This is a genomic window from Morganella sp. EGD-HP17 (assembly GCF_000512315.2).
Lineage (GTDB): Bacteria > Pseudomonadota > Gammaproteobacteria > Enterobacterales > Enterobacteriaceae > Morganella > Morganella morganii.
Window position 1 is genome coordinate 181,626 of the sequence record NZ_AZRH01000006.1, and the last position, 15,520, is coordinate 197,145.

The 15,520-nt window shown below is 48.6% G+C and carries 21 protein-coding genes and 1 tRNA gene; 9 read left to right on the plus strand and 13 right to left on the minus strand.

Features of this window, described 5'->3' with window-relative positions; all coding sequences use genetic code 11:
* Positions 1-15: 15 nt before the first annotated feature.
* Complete coding sequence (gene mlaA / locus X965_RS08725) at positions 16-774, minus strand: phospholipid-binding lipoprotein MlaA (RefSeq protein WP_004239833.1); 759 nt, start codon at positions 772-774, stop codon at positions 16-18.
* 182 nt (positions 775-956) lie between these two features.
* On the opposite strand from mlaA, the gene proC reads away from it, so the two are divergent.
* Positions 957-1,766, plus strand: coding sequence for a pyrroline-5-carboxylate reductase (proC, locus tag X965_RS08730; protein ID WP_036417775.1), 810 nt, complete (start codon positions 957-959; stop codon positions 1,764-1,766).
* A 65-nt stretch (positions 1,767-1,831) separates the two neighbouring features.
* On the opposite strand, the gene dsdA is transcribed toward proC, so the two are convergent.
* Positions 1,832-3,166, minus strand: coding sequence for a D-serine ammonia-lyase (dsdA, locus tag X965_RS08735; protein WP_036417777.1), 1,335 nt, complete (start codon positions 3,164-3,166; stop codon positions 1,832-1,834).
* 12 nt (positions 3,167-3,178) lie between these two features.
* Positions 3,179-4,516 (minus strand): D-serine transporter DsdX, encoded by a 1,338-nt coding sequence (dsdX, locus tag X965_RS08740; protein ID WP_036417779.1) that lies wholly within the window; start codon positions 4,514-4,516, stop codon positions 3,179-3,181.
* A gap of 217 nt (positions 4,517-4,733) precedes the next feature.
* Between dsdX and dsdC the strand changes: the two genes are divergently transcribed.
* Both dsdC and X965_RS08750 read left to right on the plus strand, forming a co-directional pair.
* Positions 4,734-5,699, plus strand: a complete 966-nt coding sequence (gene dsdC / locus X965_RS08745; protein WP_004239828.1) for a DNA-binding transcriptional regulator DsdC — start codon at positions 4,734-4,736, stop codon at positions 5,697-5,699.
* A 191-nt stretch (positions 5,700-5,890) separates the two neighbouring features.
* Positions 5,891-5,965, plus strand: a tRNA-Arg gene (locus X965_RS08750).
* A 358-nt stretch (positions 5,966-6,323) separates the two neighbouring features.
* On the opposite strand, the gene X965_RS08755 is transcribed toward X965_RS08750, so the two are convergent.
* The 6 genes from X965_RS08755 to X965_RS08775 form a co-directional block, all read right to left on the minus strand.
* The gene (locus tag X965_RS08755; RefSeq protein ID WP_036417780.1) at positions 6,324-6,521 is read right to left on the minus strand and encodes a hypothetical protein; all 198 of its coding nucleotides are present in this window, start codon (positions 6,519-6,521) and stop codon (positions 6,324-6,326) included.
* Complete coding sequence (locus tag X965_RS08760) at positions 6,493-6,870, minus strand: hypothetical protein (protein ID WP_004235070.1); 378 nt, start codon at positions 6,868-6,870, stop codon at positions 6,493-6,495. Before X965_RS08760 ends, X965_RS08755 begins: the two co-directional genes overlap by 29 nt.
* Complete coding sequence (locus X965_RS19535; protein ID WP_164478935.1) at positions 6,867-7,025, minus strand: hypothetical protein; 159 nt, start codon at positions 7,023-7,025, stop codon at positions 6,867-6,869. The genes X965_RS08760 and X965_RS19535 overlap by 4 nt, the downstream gene beginning before the upstream one ends.
* Positions 7,007-7,483 (minus strand): lysozyme, encoded by a 477-nt coding sequence (locus X965_RS08765; protein WP_004239825.1) that lies wholly within the window; start codon positions 7,481-7,483, stop codon positions 7,007-7,009. Before X965_RS08765 ends, X965_RS19535 begins: the two co-directional genes overlap by 19 nt.
* Entirely contained in the window at positions 7,473-7,667 is a 195-nt protein-coding gene (locus X965_RS08770; protein ID WP_004239823.1) for a phage holin family protein, read from the minus strand. The genes X965_RS08765 and X965_RS08770 overlap by 11 nt, the downstream gene beginning before the upstream one ends.
* Before the next feature lie 73 nt (positions 7,668-7,740).
* The gene (locus X965_RS08775; RefSeq protein ID WP_036417782.1) at positions 7,741-8,178 is read right to left on the minus strand and encodes a hypothetical protein; all 438 of its coding nucleotides are present in this window, start codon (positions 8,176-8,178) and stop codon (positions 7,741-7,743) included.
* A 365-nt stretch (positions 8,179-8,543) separates the two neighbouring features.
* Here X965_RS08775 and X965_RS08780 point away from each other — a divergent pair, with 365 nt between their 5' ends.
* The 3 genes from X965_RS08780 (at position 8,544) to nlpA (ending at position 10,969) form a co-directional block, all read left to right on the plus strand.
* Positions 8,544-9,251 carry a LexA family transcriptional regulator gene (locus tag X965_RS08780; protein ID WP_004235063.1) on the plus strand — a complete coding sequence of 236 codons (708 nt, stop codon included), beginning with the start codon at positions 8,544-8,546 and terminating at the stop codon, positions 9,249-9,251.
* Positions 9,252-9,395: 144 nt separating this feature from the next.
* Positions 9,396-9,680: a hypothetical protein gene (locus X965_RS08785; RefSeq protein ID WP_051997326.1), complete on the plus strand. Its 285-nt coding sequence runs from the start codon at positions 9,396-9,398 to the stop codon at positions 9,678-9,680.
* 473 nt (positions 9,681-10,153) lie between these two features.
* Positions 10,154-10,969 (plus strand): lipoprotein NlpA, encoded by an 816-nt coding sequence (gene nlpA, locus X965_RS08790; RefSeq protein ID WP_024473388.1) that lies wholly within the window; start codon positions 10,154-10,156, stop codon positions 10,967-10,969.
* A 40-nt stretch (positions 10,970-11,009) separates the two neighbouring features.
* Here nlpA and X965_RS08795 read toward each other — a convergent pair whose 3' ends face one another.
* On the minus strand, positions 11,010-11,672 hold the full coding sequence (locus tag X965_RS08795; protein ID WP_225904180.1) for a CerR family C-terminal domain-containing protein: 663 nt from the start codon (positions 11,670-11,672) through the stop codon (positions 11,010-11,012).
* A 32-nt stretch (positions 11,673-11,704) separates the two neighbouring features.
* Entirely contained in the window at positions 11,705-12,976 is a 1,272-nt protein-coding gene (locus X965_RS08800) for a Xaa-Pro peptidase family protein (RefSeq protein WP_024473390.1), read from the minus strand.
* 42 nt (positions 12,977-13,018) lie between these two features.
* Here X965_RS08800 and X965_RS19540 point away from each other — a divergent pair, with 42 nt between their 5' ends.
* The 3 genes from X965_RS19540 (at position 13,019) to X965_RS08805 (ending at position 13,930) form a co-directional block, all read left to right on the plus strand.
* A complete protein-coding gene (locus tag X965_RS19540; protein ID WP_172794083.1) occupies positions 13,019-13,165 on the plus strand; it encodes a hypothetical protein in 147 nt (48 codons plus the stop codon).
* A 130-nt stretch (positions 13,166-13,295) separates the two neighbouring features.
* Entirely contained in the window at positions 13,296-13,466 is a 171-nt protein-coding gene (locus tag X965_RS19545) for a hypothetical protein (protein WP_004235050.1), read from the plus strand.
* A 245-nt stretch (positions 13,467-13,711) separates the two neighbouring features.
* A complete protein-coding gene (locus tag X965_RS08805; RefSeq protein ID WP_004235049.1) occupies positions 13,712-13,930 on the plus strand; it encodes a hypothetical protein in 219 nt (72 codons plus the stop codon).
* A 364-nt stretch (positions 13,931-14,294) separates the two neighbouring features.
* Here the strand turns inward: X965_RS08805 and X965_RS08810 are convergent, their stop codons facing one another.
* Together X965_RS08810 and X965_RS08815 are read right to left on the minus strand one after the other, a co-directional pair.
* The gene (locus X965_RS08810; RefSeq protein ID WP_004235047.1) at positions 14,295-15,170 is read right to left on the minus strand and encodes a sulfite exporter TauE/SafE family protein; all 876 of its coding nucleotides are present in this window, start codon (positions 15,168-15,170) and stop codon (positions 14,295-14,297) included.
* 107 nt (positions 15,171-15,277) lie between these two features.
* Positions 15,278-15,463 (minus strand): YegP family protein, encoded by a 186-nt coding sequence (locus X965_RS08815; RefSeq protein WP_004235045.1) that lies wholly within the window; start codon positions 15,461-15,463, stop codon positions 15,278-15,280.
* Positions 15,464-15,520: the final 57 nt, after the last annotated feature.

Consider the following 15,520-nt stretch of genomic DNA (forward strand, 5'->3'; position numbering starts at 1 on the left):
TCTGCCACCAGCACATTATTCGCTGTCGATAGAATCCAGTTCATCAGCAATCGCTGCCGCATTCGGGTTTTCCTGCACTTTCAGTGCCCCGCCGGAAGCCAGGAAATCATTACGCTGGAAATACGCTTCACGCATCATCAGATACGGGTCGCTGGAGTTATGCAGCACACCTTCCGCGTCCAGTGCCTGAGCACGGTTGTCGATCCCTTCGATAGCCCATTTACCGACACCCATCCAGATAGTCAGATAACTCAGCATCGGATACGTGGTATCCAGCCAGTCGCCGCCATCCACACGCGGTGTTGCGCCGCCATAACCCGGAATAACCACATACGGACCATAACCCATACCATAGTAACCCAGGGTATTACCAAACCGGGCCGGTTCCGTTTTCGCCAGTTCAGGGTTCGCCATAGAAGCAACATCAATCAGGCCGCCCAGGCCAAAGACGGTGTTGAGAAAGAAGCGGTTAAAGTGCTTAAATCCCTGGTAAAAATCCCCGCGCAGAAAATTGTTGACCATACTGGCCGGTTCTTCGAGGTTACCGAGGAAGTTGATGGTGCCGTTTCGTGCCGGTGTCGGCACATAATCGCGCCAGGCAACCGCCACCGGTCTGAGCACATAAGGATCCAGCACGTTATAGTTAAAATTGAACATTGAGCGGTTAAATCCTTCGAGCGGATCACTGCGCGTTCCCGGTGTCTGATCCGAACTTGCGCACCCGCCAATCAGCAGCACCGCAGCAAGTGTCAGGCCACTTACCTGATACTTCATATGTTTCTCCATGCCAAAACGTGAGCAAAATTTACAGTTTCACGTATCTATAATAGGTCAATATTACCCGGATTTTGTATATTTGTGTATGTAAATCATGCCGAAATTACCGGGTTACCCCGGCAGCACAGAGTGGTATCCTGCTCTTCAGGTCAGTCTTTGTCAGCAATACAGGAGCCATCATGAATAAAAAAGTCGGATTTATTGGTTGCGGAAATATGGGAAAAGCCATCCTTAACGGCCTGATTTCAGGAAAAATTATTTCCCCTGATACTGTTTTTGTACATAACCACAGCCCGGCCAGTACCGACCGCGTGGCGCAGGAATTCGGTGTTCACGGTGAGACACAGGCTCAGCGGGTGGCGGAACAATCCGATATTATTTTTATAGGTGTAAAGCCTTACGCCGTTCCCGGTGTATTACGTGATATTTCCCCTTGCCTTAAAGCGGATACCCTGATTGTTTCGATGGCCGCCGGTGTGACTCTGGAAGCTCTGGAAGCCGCCCTGCCGTCATCCGCCAAAGTGGTCCGTCTGATGCCGAACACCCCCGCGCTGGTCAATGCCGGGATGACATCCGTTACCGTTAATGCTTATCTGACGGATGAAGAAACTGAGCTGGTGATGTCACTGTGCCGCAGTTTCGGCCGCGCTGAGTTAGTCCCTGAATCACTGATTGATGCCGTGATCGGCGTCAGCGGGTCTGCTCCTGCGTATGTTTTTATGTTTATTGAAGCAATGGCAGATGCGGCGGTAGCCGGTGGTATGCCGCGTAAACAAGCCTATGAGTTTGCAGCACAAACCGTAATGGGGGCGGCAAAAATGGTTCTCGAAACCGGCAAACATCCGGGCGAACTGAAAGATATGGTCTGCTCGCCGGGCGGCACCACGATTGAAGCAGTCATCAAACTGGAAGAAATGGGTTTACGTCAGGCGGTGATGGCCGGTGTCCGCAGTGCGACAGAAAAGTCACAGGAAATGAGCCGTAAATAATCACCTGCTCCCGGAACCGGCAATCATATCGCCGGTCCCGGTCTGTTCAGTTGCTCACCGCCCTGTCAGTTACCTTTGGCCTGTGATAAATATTTTTGCATCTCATCTTCCGGAACCATGCCGCCGCCGGTTGCCCAGACCAGATGTGTGGCATTCGCCATCCGTTCCGGTGTCAGCGATTCAGCCTGTAAATACGCCTGATTCCGGGTCACATGCACACAACCGGGCATGCCCGCTAAAGCAGAAGGTTCCAGCCTGATAGCTTCAGTCTGATCAAGCAATCCCAGCAGGTTATACATTTCCTCATCATCAATGGTGTAATAACCGTCGATCAGCCGCTCCATGGCCCGGCCGACAAATCCGGATGCCCGGCCGACCGCGAGACCATCGGCCGCAGTAATATTGTCAATACCGATTTCCTGAACAGAGATGGCATCATGAAGACCGGTATGCACCCCGAGCAACATACAGGGTGAATGCGTCGGTTCTGCAAAGAAACAATGTACCGCATCACCAAATGCCAGTTTTAATCCGAATGCAACACCGCCGGGGCCCCCGCCGACACCGCACGGTAAATACACAAACAGCGGATGCTGCTCATCAACGGTAATTCCCTTTTCTGCAAATTGCGTTTTCAGCCGCAGGCCCGCCACCGCATAGCCTAAAAAGAGTGTGGAGGAGTTCTCATCATCAATAAAGAAGCAGGACGGATCTTTTTCAGCCTCCTTACGCCCCTGCTCCACTGCAATACTGTAATCCTGTTCATATTCAACGACATTGACACCGTGAGAACGTAATTTGTCTTTTTTCCATTGTCTGGCATCCGCAGACATGTGCACACTGACACTGAAACCCAGCTTCGCGCTCATAATGCCGATGGACATCCCTAAGTTACCGGTTGATCCGACAGCAATACGATACTGACTGAAAAACTGCCTGAATTTATCCGAGAATAACACCGCATAATCATCACCGGTTGACAGCAATCCTGCCTCCAGCGCTAATTTTTCCGCATGGGTCAGCACTTCATAGATCCCGCCACGCGCTTTTATCGAACCGGAGATCGGCAGATGACTGTCTTTTTTGAGATACATTTTCCCTGTCAGCGGCGTCTGATAGCGTGCCGCAAGAGCTGCCTGCATCTCCGGAATCGCTACCGCTTCAGATTCAATGATCCCCTGCATGACCTGTGTTTCAGGAAAGGCTTTCATCAGATACGGGGCAAAGCGGCTTAAGCGTGCTTGTGCATCCTTCACATCCTCAAGCGTTAGTCCCACATACGGCAAACCCGCTTCCGTGGTGGTTACGCCGGGGTTAAACCATGCCACCTGTTTTAAATCAATCAGTTTCTGAACCAATGGATAGTCAGCAATTAACTTTTCAATATTAATCTGAGTCATCATTACTCTCTTTTAAATCACATAGGAAAGTGCAAAGGTGCCGGCCAGCGCGACAACGGATGCAATCAGCGTGGCGACACTGTAATAACGGAATGTTTCCGCCAGCGTGGCATTACAATATTGTTTCACCAGCCAGAATAAGGAATCAGTCACAATGGTGCAGCCGATTGCCCCGGAGCCGATAGCCAGCGTCATAATTTCAGGGCTGATGTGCGGGTACAGCGGCATCAGCGGAGCCACGATTGCAGTCGCGCCCATCATGGCGACCGTTGCTGATCCGACTGCGGCATGAAGAATGATAGCCACCAGCCAGGCAAGTAAAATCGGGTGTATATCGATACCGGACAGCACCAGTGCCAGAGAATCACTCAGCCCGCTGCCTTTCAGGATGCCGTTAAATGCACCTCCCGCCCCGATAATCAACAAGATATTCGCAATCGAACTAAAACTTTCTTCTGTTTTGCTGAGCAGGACGCTCATTCCCATATTCCGGCGGATACCCAATACGTAATAAGCGGCAAAAGCGGCGATAAACATCGCAGTTATCGGATTACCGATAAACAATAAAAAGATGAATAACGGGCTATCTTTGCTCATGTTTAAATCAGCGGTTGTTTTGATCAGCATGAGCACAATCGGCAGCAGAACCGTAAATAACGCCGCGCCTAATGAGGGTAAATCTTTTTCTTCACGGACTTTCAGGTCAGCAAACGCGGCCGGTACAACTTTGAGCGGTAAACGATCCCCCAAAAATTTCAGGAACAGCGGCCCGCCAATCAGCGATGCAACCAGCCCCACCACTAACCCGGCCACTATCACCGTTCCGATATCCGCGCCGAGTTCATTGGTGACAAATAACGCAGCAGGATGCGGCGGAATAATGCAGTGTACGGCCATCAGAGCCGTACATAACGGAATCGCCAGTTTTAATAATGAGGTATTTGTTTTTTTGGCAATCGAAAATGCCAGCGGGATCAGTAATACAACCCCGACTTCGACAAACAGTGTGATACCACAAATAAGGCCGATCAATATCATGGTGACATCGGGACTTAACCAGCGGCATTTTTCCAGCGTGATCCCGATTCGCTCAGCAGCGCCGGATATTTCCATCATCTTCCCGAGTATGGTTCCCAGTCCGATAATGGCCGCCAAAAATCCGAGTGTCCCGCCAATCCCGTTTTCGATGGCGCTGACCATATCCTGCGGTTCCATATTCATGGCGATACCGACAAAAAAGCTGGTGAGCAGCAGTGCTAAAAACGGGTGAAACTTAAATTTAATAATTGAAATAATAATCAGCAAGATACTGAAAACCAGCGTGCCGATCATCCACATTACAGAGTCCATATCCTACCCCTGGTTATATTGTTGTTGTGCATTCATTGGATAATAAATATTCAGGGGTGACAAACGATGAAACCGGGGCCTTGGGTTAGCTGGGTTAACTCAAATGCGTGACATTCATCAAAATCAGCACTTTTTCCGTGAATTGCATCATATAAATTCACCTTAAACGCGGTATTCTTTATGTAAAATCATCCTGCATAATAAAAAGGGAGCGGCTATGTCATCGGATATAAACCGGTATGAACCATCGGGATCCCTGCGGCGAAACAAGCGGGTATCGGGTCATCAGCTGTCACGCCTGCATACTTTCGAAGCAGCGGCACGGCACTGTTCATTTGCTCTGGCAGCACAGGAACTGGCGCTGACGCCCGGCGCGGTAAGCCACCGTATCAACACCCTCGAAAGTGAACTGGGTTTCCGGTTATTTGAGCGTTTTCACCGGCGGGTTGAACTCACATCAGACGGTGAACGCATCTACTGGGCATTACGGAAAAACCTGGATGACATTAACCAGGAAATCATTGATATCAAAAATCAGGAAATTTCCGGCGAGTTAACGGTCTATTCCCGCCCGTCTCTGGCGCAATGCTGGCTGATTCCGGGGATAGCGGATTTTACAGATCAATACCCTGCTATTCAGTTGAATCTGTTAACCGGTAATGATGATGTCAATTTCCGCGGCTATGGCATTGATATCGCAATTTATTACGACGATATATCAAGACCTAATCTCTATTGCGAGGATTTGATGTCAGAATCAATCGTGCCGGTTTGCAGCCCGGAATATGCGAAACGTTATGAGCTGCATAACAATATTCATCAGCTCAGGAACTGCATGTTATTACATGACCGCCAGGCATGGAGCAGTAACTCGGATTACGACGAATGGAAAGCCTGGAGTGAACACTATCAGCCTGATTTGTTCCCTCACCGGCGCAATCTGTGTTTTGATCGTTCAGATTTGGCGATTGTGGCGGCAATGAATCATGCCGGTGTCGCGATGGGACGTAAACAACTGGTGGAAAAACGTATTCAGAGCAGGATGCTGGTGATGCCCTTCGGCGATATTTCACTGACATGCAGTCAGCGATATTACTTTGCTATGCTAGGAGACAGGCGTAATCCGAAAGCAGATATCTTTATTTCGTGGCTGAAACAAAAGGTTACGAAGACATTACCATAAATACAGCCGCCCCCCGGGAGCCCGCAGGTAATACGTTCAATCTGCACATCCGGGACCGGCGCACCACATAAAAAACGCACCGGTAACCGGAAACGAAGAAAAAACAAAGCGGAAATAAAGACTTGATAGAATGCGGGGTTGAGCGTTAACATATGACCCGCCGCAAAACCGGCCATACCATCAGACATCATGTCCTCTTAGTTAAATGGATATAACAAGCCCCTCCTAAGGGCTAATTGCAGGTTCGATTCCTGCAGGGGACACCAAAATACCGCTCGTCTGTCCGTATCCACAATATGAACACCAGACTTACCGGATTCGGAAAAAATGTCCGTGATCCCGGCAGTTATAATCTATCCTCCGGATAAAAAAGCCCCGCAATTTAGCGGGGCATTGCTGATTTAATGTTTGAAATTATAGCTGCATCAAAAATCGAGCGTAAACCCACCAGTAAATGTTGGTGTTGTCGGTGTATCCGGCGGTGTACATGTCTGAGTGACCGGCGGACACGTAGGTTTCGGCGTTACAGGCGGACACGTCAGTTCCGGTTTTTCTGGCTCTTTACATTCACACCCGCATTTACAGCAGTTGTTAACAACAATGCTGATAACCGTCTGCCCACCCTCACAGCACATTTCCTTTGTTACTTTCCGCTCCGGAAGCCCGCATCTGCTCAAACTCCCGTATTGCCCGTTTATCGTGATTACAGTCCGCGATTGTTTTCATCGCATCCGTCAGCAGCAGGATCGCGCCGCCGTAAGTCAGTTCATCCGGGATAACCGGCAGCGGGCAGTCAGCGAGAAGATGAGCCGGAACCGGCACCACCGGCGCGGGCACGAATGTCTCTCTCGTATTGCTGCAACCCGCCGGTAACACGGCCAGGCACAGAAGCGGCAGCACATTCATCCTCTTTAAGTACGGTTTTAATAATTGTCTTAACATTGATATGCTCCGCCTCCTCCGTCTGCTTTGCCCGGATATTGCTGAGCGCAATATGATGTCCGGCCATAAACGCCACCCGGGTCAGATTATTAACAGCCAGCTGCTGGTCATACTTATCTTTCAGTATCAGATAATTACCTTTTACACCGCTGTACAGATGCAGTGTCAGCAACAGACAGGTCAGTATTACAATGCAGAGACCGGCCAGTATTTTTGTCAGTATATTCATGGATTTTCACACTGATAGTGGATAACGGCCGCCCGCGGATGTCCCGGCAGCGGCTGACAGTAATCCGGGAGTGAATACAGGTAACAGCCTGCCAGCAGGCAGGCTATCAGTATGAGAATCGCGGCAATGATCAGCACTACAGGGTTGCACGACATACCTCACTCTCCGCTTCACGCCGGTTAATCAGCCCCTGCCACTGCCGGCCGCCGGCAAATGTCCAGCGTTTCATTTCCTCACAGGCACCGGCAATATCACCGCTGTTCAGTTTTCGCAGCATCGAAGAGCGGGAAAACGCCCCCGGGCCGACGTTGTAAACAAAGGAATAGATGGCAGCCCGGGTGGTGTCATCCACAGGAACCGTAATCATCGGATCAACCGCGCGGCGGATTTTATCCAGATCACGGTGCAATAGTGCCCGGCATTCATCCGCCGTATAAATCTTTCCTGCCTGAATATCACTGCCGGTATGCCCGTAACAGACAGTCAGCACCCCGGCCACATCGCGGTAGGGCCGGTATTCCACGCCTTCATAGGCCGGAATCAGCACCAGAGCGGCAGAAATTGCGCCGCCTGCTGCTGCGGCAATCACTTTTTTGCTCAGACTATTCTTCATGGTGATCTCCGGCTTTTATCTGAAACTCTTTCCGTCGGTAATACCAATTGATAAAAAATGTACCGATGGTGCAGACAATCCCGATAAGGACTGCCCACTGATCCAGCGATAACACACCCAAAACGGAGGTGATAAGCCCCCAGGTATATGCTGCGGGTCCGGAATATTTATCTGACATGCTCATATACACTCCCTTGCAGAGTGTTCCGTAAATATTATTGAAAGGTAAACTCAGATAATGTCTGAAATATAAAAAATTAATGTAAAACCGTTTCCGGATCTTTATTCCTTACTGCCTTTAATCGTGAATCAATATCGGTAATCGCAGAACGTCCGAACCCCGGCGAAATAAAGGCCTTATTGACCACTCGTCCGCAGAATTTAATCCGCTTCATTCCCTTTGACGGACATTTCATTACAGGATTAGGTTCAGGTTCTCCCCTGATTTCACGGACATAGCGGTACAGACGCGTGACAGCATCCGGTGCCACCGCATATTGCGGAATATAATGCCGTCCCTGCTTAACCATCCCTGTTTTTATCAGACTGCCGATTTTATGCAGGATAGTGGTATATGTGCGGATAAATATTTCAGATGTCTCTGTATATCGCGCAGCATCACTGTTGGTAAAGCAATCATAATCCCGGCAGGCCCGGATAATATTGGCGTATATTTTAAATTTTTCCTCAGTCATAATATATCCTCTGAAGTATCATCCTGTAAATTACCGGCTGCGCTGCGTATTAAACGAAGCAGAGCCGGATGTCATTAAATAAAAATAATGTGCAGGGCAAATTTAAATAAAGTTACTGAATATAAATAGTGCCGGGAAATACCGGCGACCATCCCGCTTACGGGATGCTTTTTTGATGGCAATGCATTCAGCATGCCGGAGCCTGTTCACACACGGAGTGGTTCAGGCTGTTGGTGCGCATTTTTCAGCGCAGTCTGTTAAAGAGCGGGCAACAGTATCTGTTGATAGACAAATCATACCATAAGTATTAAATATGTCAATATCTTTAGTATTGACAAAAATTCTGATTTTGGTATTAATATTGTATGAATGAAAAACGACAACTGACGACAGAACAGCTGGCAGACTGCCGAAGACTGAAAGCTTTGTATGAGTCAAAGAAAAAAGAGCTGGGTATCACCCAACAGAGCATTGCTGACATACTGAATATCAGCCAGGGCGCCGTCGGTCACTATCTTAACGGCCGTAATGCATTGAATTTACAGACAGCAAGTGTGTTCGCCACGCAACTCAATGTCCCTATTTCTGATTTCAGTCCGTCTCTTGCCGCAGAGGCGCAGGCACTGAGTGCCGCTATTGACAGCAATATTTCCGGCCTTCGCCCTTACAAACCCTCCCCGAGATACCCGTTAATCAGCTGGGTACAGGCGGGTGCCTGGAATGAGGCGAATGAAGCTTACGGGCTGGATCAAATCGACGAATGGTATGAATCAGAAACCCATGTTCAGGGGGCCGCATTCTGGCTGAGAGTCGAAGGCGAATCCATGACCGCACCAACCGGCAAGAGTGTGCCTGACGGCTCTTTGATCCTGATCGACACCGGCAAAGATTCCGAAAATGGCAGCCTGGTCGTCGCAAAGCTGACGGATTCCAACGAAGCAACGTTCAAAAAGCTGGTGATCGATGGCGGCAACTGGTATCTGAAAGGACTCAACCCGACGTGGCCGGCCATGAAAGTTAACGGTGACTGTAAAATTATCGGTGTTGCCGTTCAGATGATGATGAAACTGTAATCATCTCCTGCCGCCCTCCCGCCGGAGGGCATTTTACTGATTACAAATAATACTTTTAGTATTTATTTGCCGGAGAAAATAATACCAGGAAATAATACCATTAGTATTTTTATGCTGATGATTCAGAAATAAAGGGAGGTAAAAATGAGTTGCCGCGGATATCAGTGCGCCAGAGCCCGCCGGGCTGCACGCAGACAACAATTACAGGCGGAATACCGGCTTAATGCAGCACTGAAAGCTGCCATCAACGGAGAATGCAATGAAAAAGCGCCGGTCTTATCTCTGAACAGACGTCCGATGGACAGAGTCACAAAAGCACTCTCTGTCCGTCGCACTTATGCTGTAATTCGCCCGGTATTGACAACATTATCCGACCGAATGCAGTGCCATATCAAAAGCGACCCGCTCTACCGGATTATATTTTGGTGAAAAGATTTTATTTGGCATATTGTTGCTCCGTTTATCATTGACAAATAACAACATGCATTACTTATCATTATGCAGGCTTCCGGAATGAGTATATCGCCTGAACAGGTCAGTAATTGCGTATTTATCCAATACAACGGCCGTTTTCCGGTTTGCTATATTCTTTTTTTCTCATCATGATAACTTTCGGATATTAATGTGCTGTCTGTCACACTTTGTCATGGTTTGCTGACAAATCCCGATAATACATTAATCAAGCTTTAAAAAGCCGGACACTACTACACATCCGCTCCGGTATAGTAAGTTCATCCAAGTAGAGAGTACCCTGAAGAAATGTTGTGATTATGCCCGCGGATTGCGGGCTTTTTTTTATTTCTGTCAAGATGAAATTTTTGCATCACCCTTCCCGTTGACCTTTCTTTCATTTTACCGCTATTTACTGATACATACTTTCAGTAAACAGAATGGTGAACATAATGAAAAAGCAATTTTCTCTGTTTTTTTCCGGTGCTGTTTTAGCACTGGGATTTTTACTGTCAGGCTGTGATAAGGGCACAACTGACATGACAAAAATTAAAGTCGGTGTGATTAATGGCGCCGAGCAGGATGTGGCTGAGGTTGCCAAAAAAGTGGCCAAAGAAAAATACGGACTGGATGTCGAACTGGTCGGTTTCAGCGGTTCATTGTTACCGAATGATCCGACGGCCAATGGGGATCTTGATGCCAACGTCTTCCAGCATCGCCCGTTCCTGGCCCAGGATAATAACGCCAGAGGTTATAACCTGGTCGCTGTGGCAAATACCTTTGTATTTCCGATGGCAGGTTATTCCGATAAAATTAAAAATATCAGTGAATTAAAAACCGGTGATACCATTGCCATGCCGAATGACCCGACAAACCTCGGCCGTGCATTATTATTAATGGAAAAAGAGAAACTGATTAAATTAAAATCCGGCACCGGTTTATTACCGACTGCGCTGGATATTACTGAAAATCCGCTGAAACTGAATATCATGGAGCTGGAAGGCGCTCAGTTACCCCGGGTGATTAAAGATCCGAAAGTCACAGTAGCCATTATCAGTACCACCTATATTCAGCAAACCGGCTTATCACCGGTAAAAGACAGTGTGTTTATCGAAGATAAAGAATCACCGTACGTCAATATTATTGTGACCCGTGAAGATAATAAAGACGCGGAGAATGTACAAAAATTTATTAAAGCTTATCAGTCACCGGAAGTTGCCAAAGCCGCAGAAACGCTGTTTAACGGCGGCGCCGTTCCCGGCTGGTAATCACGACAATACAGTGCCGGATACTCTCCGGCACTGTCATTCACGCCTCATCCAGTCCCAGAGCCCGGCAGGAAAGCAGTACAATCTGCCCGGTGATTTCCGCCAGTTCATCCTCACTGACAGATTTCGCTTCACTGCGGCACAGATACGCCTTTTGTGCCACCACAAACCCCAGAATCTGCCCTATCAGGGCATGCGCCCTGATAATGGTTGTTTTTGTATCCGCCTGCGGATCTGCAAGCTGTGCCAGCAGAGAGAGTCGCTTATGAAAGGGTTCAATAAATGACTGATAAATCACATCATAATTTTCAGTCTGCTCCAGCTGTTCCCGCAGGATCAGCGTGCCGTACAGAGCGCGTTCCGGCGATAACAATGCCTTGCACAGCCCGGAGACCATACTGACCAGTACTGTTTTCAATGCCGTTTTGCCCGGCTGCGCCTGCGCCGTCAGTGCCTCTGTGGCAGCATCGATCCTGCTGACATCCGTCACCGCGGCCAGGTCATCGGTAATTTTCCGGATCACTGCGGCATACACCCCCGATTTACCGCCCAGATGATACGGAATGGCTGACTGATTCACACCCGCCTCCTCCGCCAGCTGCCGGGTCCGGACACCGCTGACACCGCTGAGGGCAAACAGGCGGATCCCCGCCTGTATCAGTTTCTCTCTGGTCTGCTCTGAGGAGAGCGTATGTTTATTCATCTTTTCCGTCATCTGCAGATTCACCGGTATAATCAGAGATCAGCACGCATCAGCCGGGTGGAATTATCATTCAGCTCAATTCCGCCGTTTTTCCCGACAATGACCGTACCACCAAGGTTACACAGATGATAACCAAAGGCACAATTCGGTTCAAATGCAAAGCTCATCCCTGCCTTCAGCACCAGTTCCCGGCCGGGATTCGGCAGACGCTCCACTTTGCGGTAACGGGATACCAGCGGCAGAGATTCAATTCCCGGCGCAGTACCGAACCCGATCGGACCATACGGATTGATACTGTGGATCAGCGGATGCACATGCCAGCCGCCGGAAGCCAGCAGCGGTTTTTCCATCTCATCCACCACTTCCCCGAATGTCACGCCCTCTTTCAGATATGACACCCCGATGTCATAACATTCCCGTGCGACCTGTGCCGCTTTCTCCAGCTGCGGGTGAATATTACCGACCGCAACCGCTGCCTGATGCTGGGTTTCATACATTCCGTACAGCGCGAAAATTTCTGACAACACAATATCACCGCGCTCAATCTCCCGGGGTTTCTGTGAGCGGTACTGCCAGGCAGGCTGACCCCAGCCGATATATTCCGGGCCGGACCCCATCAGGATCTCCGCCGTAAATCCCCCCGCAGATAAACAGGTGGCAGTGACTGCTGCCGCAATATCCGCCTCACTGTTTCCCGGTACCGCTGTCACACGCATGGCTTCACTCATCGCTTCACCGATGGCGGCAGCGTGACGGATATGTGCCAGCTCTTCCTCACTTTTTACGGAAGCGCGGACAAAAAAGTCACGGTAAACCGGTACAATCGCCGCCTGCGGATACGCCTCTTTAATCCCGGTCAGGGTATTGAACGGCATCGCACCATCAAAATAGAACGGCGGATACGGTTCCAGCCCGATCACGCCGATTTGTGCCGTCGCCGGTACATTCATCTCCCGGAGCAGTGCCCCGATATTACGTCCGGTTTTACCGACCATAATCTGTGACGGCGACAACCACTGATTGTCCCCGCGTAATGCGGCCTGCATATGGTCGGCAATCATCATCGGCGCAAATGTCACCACAACCGGGTCATTGTCCTGATAAAAGATCACCACAGACCCGAGGCGGTCATTGGTAAAATAGTGATCCACGCAGAACGGTGCCGGGGCAGCAGATTCCCGGTCACCATAAACAATCAGAACATCCAGATTACGCTGACGCATGATGTCACGCGCCAGATCCCAGCGGCGATCCCGCTCCTGTAAAGAGAACCCGGCCGGTATTGCTGTGTTTGCTGTTTTCATAAGTCACCTTTTATTAATTCATTTGAATGAATTAATATCGTAGTGAATGATCCGATATCCGTCAATGACAAGATCCGGATCAACACCTGGCTTCCCCGCTACGCGGTGCTCGTTCACCCGATGGAAATGCGCGAAGGCGGATTATGCAATGTGGAAAAACGTATTTTCTTATTTAACTTTCCACAATAATCCTCTCCGGAAAAAAGAAAATGAAGACTCTCTTAATTCTTTATGATGAACCGGATTAATTCAATTTAAGCTATTAATCACTATTTTTTATGATAATAGTAATAACACCGGCACTGTAAAGGAAAAAACAATGAATACAAATCAGAGTGATATCGATAAGGCAGCAGCAAAAATAATCAAAGGAATGGAGCGTATTAACCGCTTTGCGGATAATTACACTGCATATCTTTCAGAAAAAGACAAGATGCAACTGGTCCGGCTGACAGAAGAATTACAAAAAAAACTTAATCCGGGAAAATAATAAATTTATTTCCTGTTGATGAACCGTTTAAACTTCAAAAAATACCGACATAACAAAATGATTTTAAACAATAAATTCAATATTGTTAACTATAGCGGAATATCAGGATTTGTCAGTTTTCTGGAGATTTGAAAATATTGCCACTGTTTATGTATATCCCGTTGTGCGGCGAAAAAAACAGGAATATGTTTCATCCATACCCGCTGAGCAGGTATAAATACTCCCGAAATCCTGAGGATATCATAATGAAACATTCAGCCCTTATTGTTGCAACTCTGGCCGGTTTATTCTCTTTCGGTGCAATGGCATCGACTCCGGCACCGGCAGTTTCCGCTGCGCATTCCGGTATTACCGCCACTAAAGCGGACAGCCATGCGAAAGCCGTAAAACATGAAGCAAAAGTAAAAAGTGAAAAAGGGAAAAAAGCGAAAAAAGTTAAAGAGGAAAAACAGGGCGCAATCTGATCATTATAACGGTGTTATCCGCGGATTAAACCGGCGCCATACCGGGGCCGTAAAAAAACCTCCCGTTCACGCGGGAGGTTTTCCTTTCTTCTTCATTACCCGTTATCAAATCACTAACGCAACAATAAAGATAATGAGTGCCATGCAGGTGAAGAAACCAATAGGGTATACCATCGTACTTTTCGTCATTGGTGACATGATCGAATCTCCTGTAAACCTTACTTAGTATCTGACAAACAAAGAACCCGCAGATATTTAAGGACATCCGGAGATATAAGTAAAGCTGATAGATCACAAAATCAACCGGCAACCTGCACTCTGTTAATTCGCTGCAGATGATTACTTTTCGGCGGAGATATCCTGCTTACTGCACAATCACCATCACCAGCAGAACAAATATCAGCAGCGCCAGATAAGATTTAGCATAGAGTTTATCCGGGATCCGGCCAATCAGCGGCGCGCTGAGTTTTTGCCCCAGCCAGGATCCGGCAATCAGTAACATAAAAGCCTGAATATCCACATAACCGGCAAAACCGCTGCCGAATTCTGCCGTTTCATGGCGGGCCAGCAAAATATAAGTCAGCGTACCGGCCAGTGCCATCGGCAAAGACAGCGGATTGGCCATCGCCGTCGCCTGTGCCATTTCCGCACCACGACGGCGCATCAACGGAACGGTCATCACACTGCCGCCCACCCCCAGAAACGCTGCCACCACACCAATCACAGTACCGGCCACCGCAACAGCACCCGCTGGCATTGTCCGCAGATGAGACGCTGACTGTGTCATAAACCCGGGGCGGAAAATACTGTCCAGAATAGTGATGGCAAGGTAAGCAATAAACATCCACTTAACCCATATCCCCTGAACTGCAATCGCCAGCAATGCACCTGCCACCGCACCGGCGGCAATATATCCCGCCAGCGGGCGTACCTGCGGCCAGTTAATCATTCCGGCACGATGCTGGCGAAGGGTTGCCAATGATGCGCTGAATATCATCACCCCGGTGGATGTCGCCACTGCAATATGCATGGCCGCCGCCGCGGTATGGCTGTCTGCCGTGGCTGTTAACAATGCATAAAGCAGCGGAACAATAAAAAATCCGCCGCCAAAACCAAACAATACCGTTGTCGACCCGACAATACAGCCACACGCAAATAAGAGTAAAAACACAGGAACCGCCCCGCTGAACATAATTGTTACCCATACTATAAACAGCAGACAGGCAATCTGCTTTTGCATGCAGGACAACCGGTATTGTATTTCAGCCAGGATGAATTCAGCGGCACAGGAAAAAGAAAAGGCCCGCTGATGTGCTCAGGGGCCTTAATAAATCTGCTGCTTATTGATCAGGTCAAATCTTTAATCACTTCAGAAGGGCCATTTTTCTGTACAGACGCGATACCATTCATTGCCCCCTGCTTTGAGGCATACATTTCGCTGGTGGCAATAATTTCATGGTTTCCGGCTTTCAGAACAAAATAGTACGGCTGCGGTGTATCTTTGGTTGATTTTTTTAACTCGTAATACCCCATAACAAGCTCCTCGGTTGAAAATCATGTTAATACGGCAAATCATAATGACGATTTCAG

Excerpts from the sequence above, each read along its gene's own strand:
- mlaA (WP_004239833.1), bottom strand. The coding sequence starts at position 774 with ATGAAGTATCAGGTAAGTGGCCTGACACTTGCTGCGGTGCTGCTGATT.
- proC (WP_036417775.1), top strand. The coding sequence starts at position 957 with ATGAATAAAAAAGTCGGATTTATTGGTTGCGGAAATATGGGAAAAGCC.
- dsdA (WP_036417777.1), bottom strand. The coding sequence starts at position 3,166 with ATGACTCAGATTAATATTGAAAAGTTAATTGCTGACTATCCATTGGTT.
- dsdX (WP_036417779.1), bottom strand. The coding sequence starts at position 4,516 with ATGGACTCTGTAATGTGGATGATCGGCACGCTGGTTTTCAGTATCTTG.
- dsdC (WP_004239828.1), top strand. The coding sequence starts at position 4,734 with ATGTCATCGGATATAAACCGGTATGAACCATCGGGATCCCTGCGGCGA.
- X965_RS08760 (WP_004235070.1), bottom strand. The coding sequence starts at position 6,870 with ATGAATATACTGACAAAAATACTGGCCGGTCTCTGCATTGTAATACTG.
- X965_RS19535 (WP_164478935.1), bottom strand. The coding sequence starts at position 7,025 with ATGTCGTGCAACCCTGTAGTGCTGATCATTGCCGCGATTCTCATACTG.
- X965_RS08765 (WP_004239825.1), bottom strand. The coding sequence starts at position 7,483 with ATGAAGAATAGTCTGAGCAAAAAAGTGATTGCCGCAGCAGCAGGCGGC.
- X965_RS08770 (WP_004239823.1), bottom strand. The coding sequence starts at position 7,667 with ATGAGCATGTCAGATAAATATTCCGGACCCGCAGCATATACCTGGGGG.
- X965_RS08775 (WP_036417782.1), bottom strand. The coding sequence starts at position 8,178 with ATGACTGAGGAAAAATTTAAAATATACGCCAATATTATCCGGGCCTGC.
- X965_RS08780 (WP_004235063.1), top strand. The coding sequence starts at position 8,544 with ATGAATGAAAAACGACAACTGACGACAGAACAGCTGGCAGACTGCCGA.
- X965_RS08785 (WP_051997326.1), top strand. The coding sequence starts at position 9,396 with ATGAGTTGCCGCGGATATCAGTGCGCCAGAGCCCGCCGGGCTGCACGC.
- nlpA (WP_024473388.1), top strand. The coding sequence starts at position 10,154 with ATGAAAAAGCAATTTTCTCTGTTTTTTTCCGGTGCTGTTTTAGCACTG.
- X965_RS08795 (WP_225904180.1), bottom strand. The coding sequence starts at position 11,672 with ATGAATAAACATACGCTCTCCTCAGAGCAGACCAGAGAGAAACTGATA.
- X965_RS08800 (WP_024473390.1), bottom strand. The coding sequence starts at position 12,976 with ATGAAAACAGCAAACACAGCAATACCGGCCGGGTTCTCTTTACAGGAG.
- X965_RS19545 (WP_004235050.1), top strand. The coding sequence starts at position 13,296 with ATGAATACAAATCAGAGTGATATCGATAAGGCAGCAGCAAAAATAATC.
- X965_RS08805 (WP_004235049.1), top strand. The coding sequence starts at position 13,712 with ATGAAACATTCAGCCCTTATTGTTGCAACTCTGGCCGGTTTATTCTCT.
- X965_RS08810 (WP_004235047.1), bottom strand. The coding sequence starts at position 15,170 with ATGCAAAAGCAGATTGCCTGTCTGCTGTTTATAGTATGGGTAACAATT.
- X965_RS08815 (WP_004235045.1), bottom strand. The coding sequence starts at position 15,463 with ATGGGGTATTACGAGTTAAAAAAATCAACCAAAGATACACCGCAGCCG.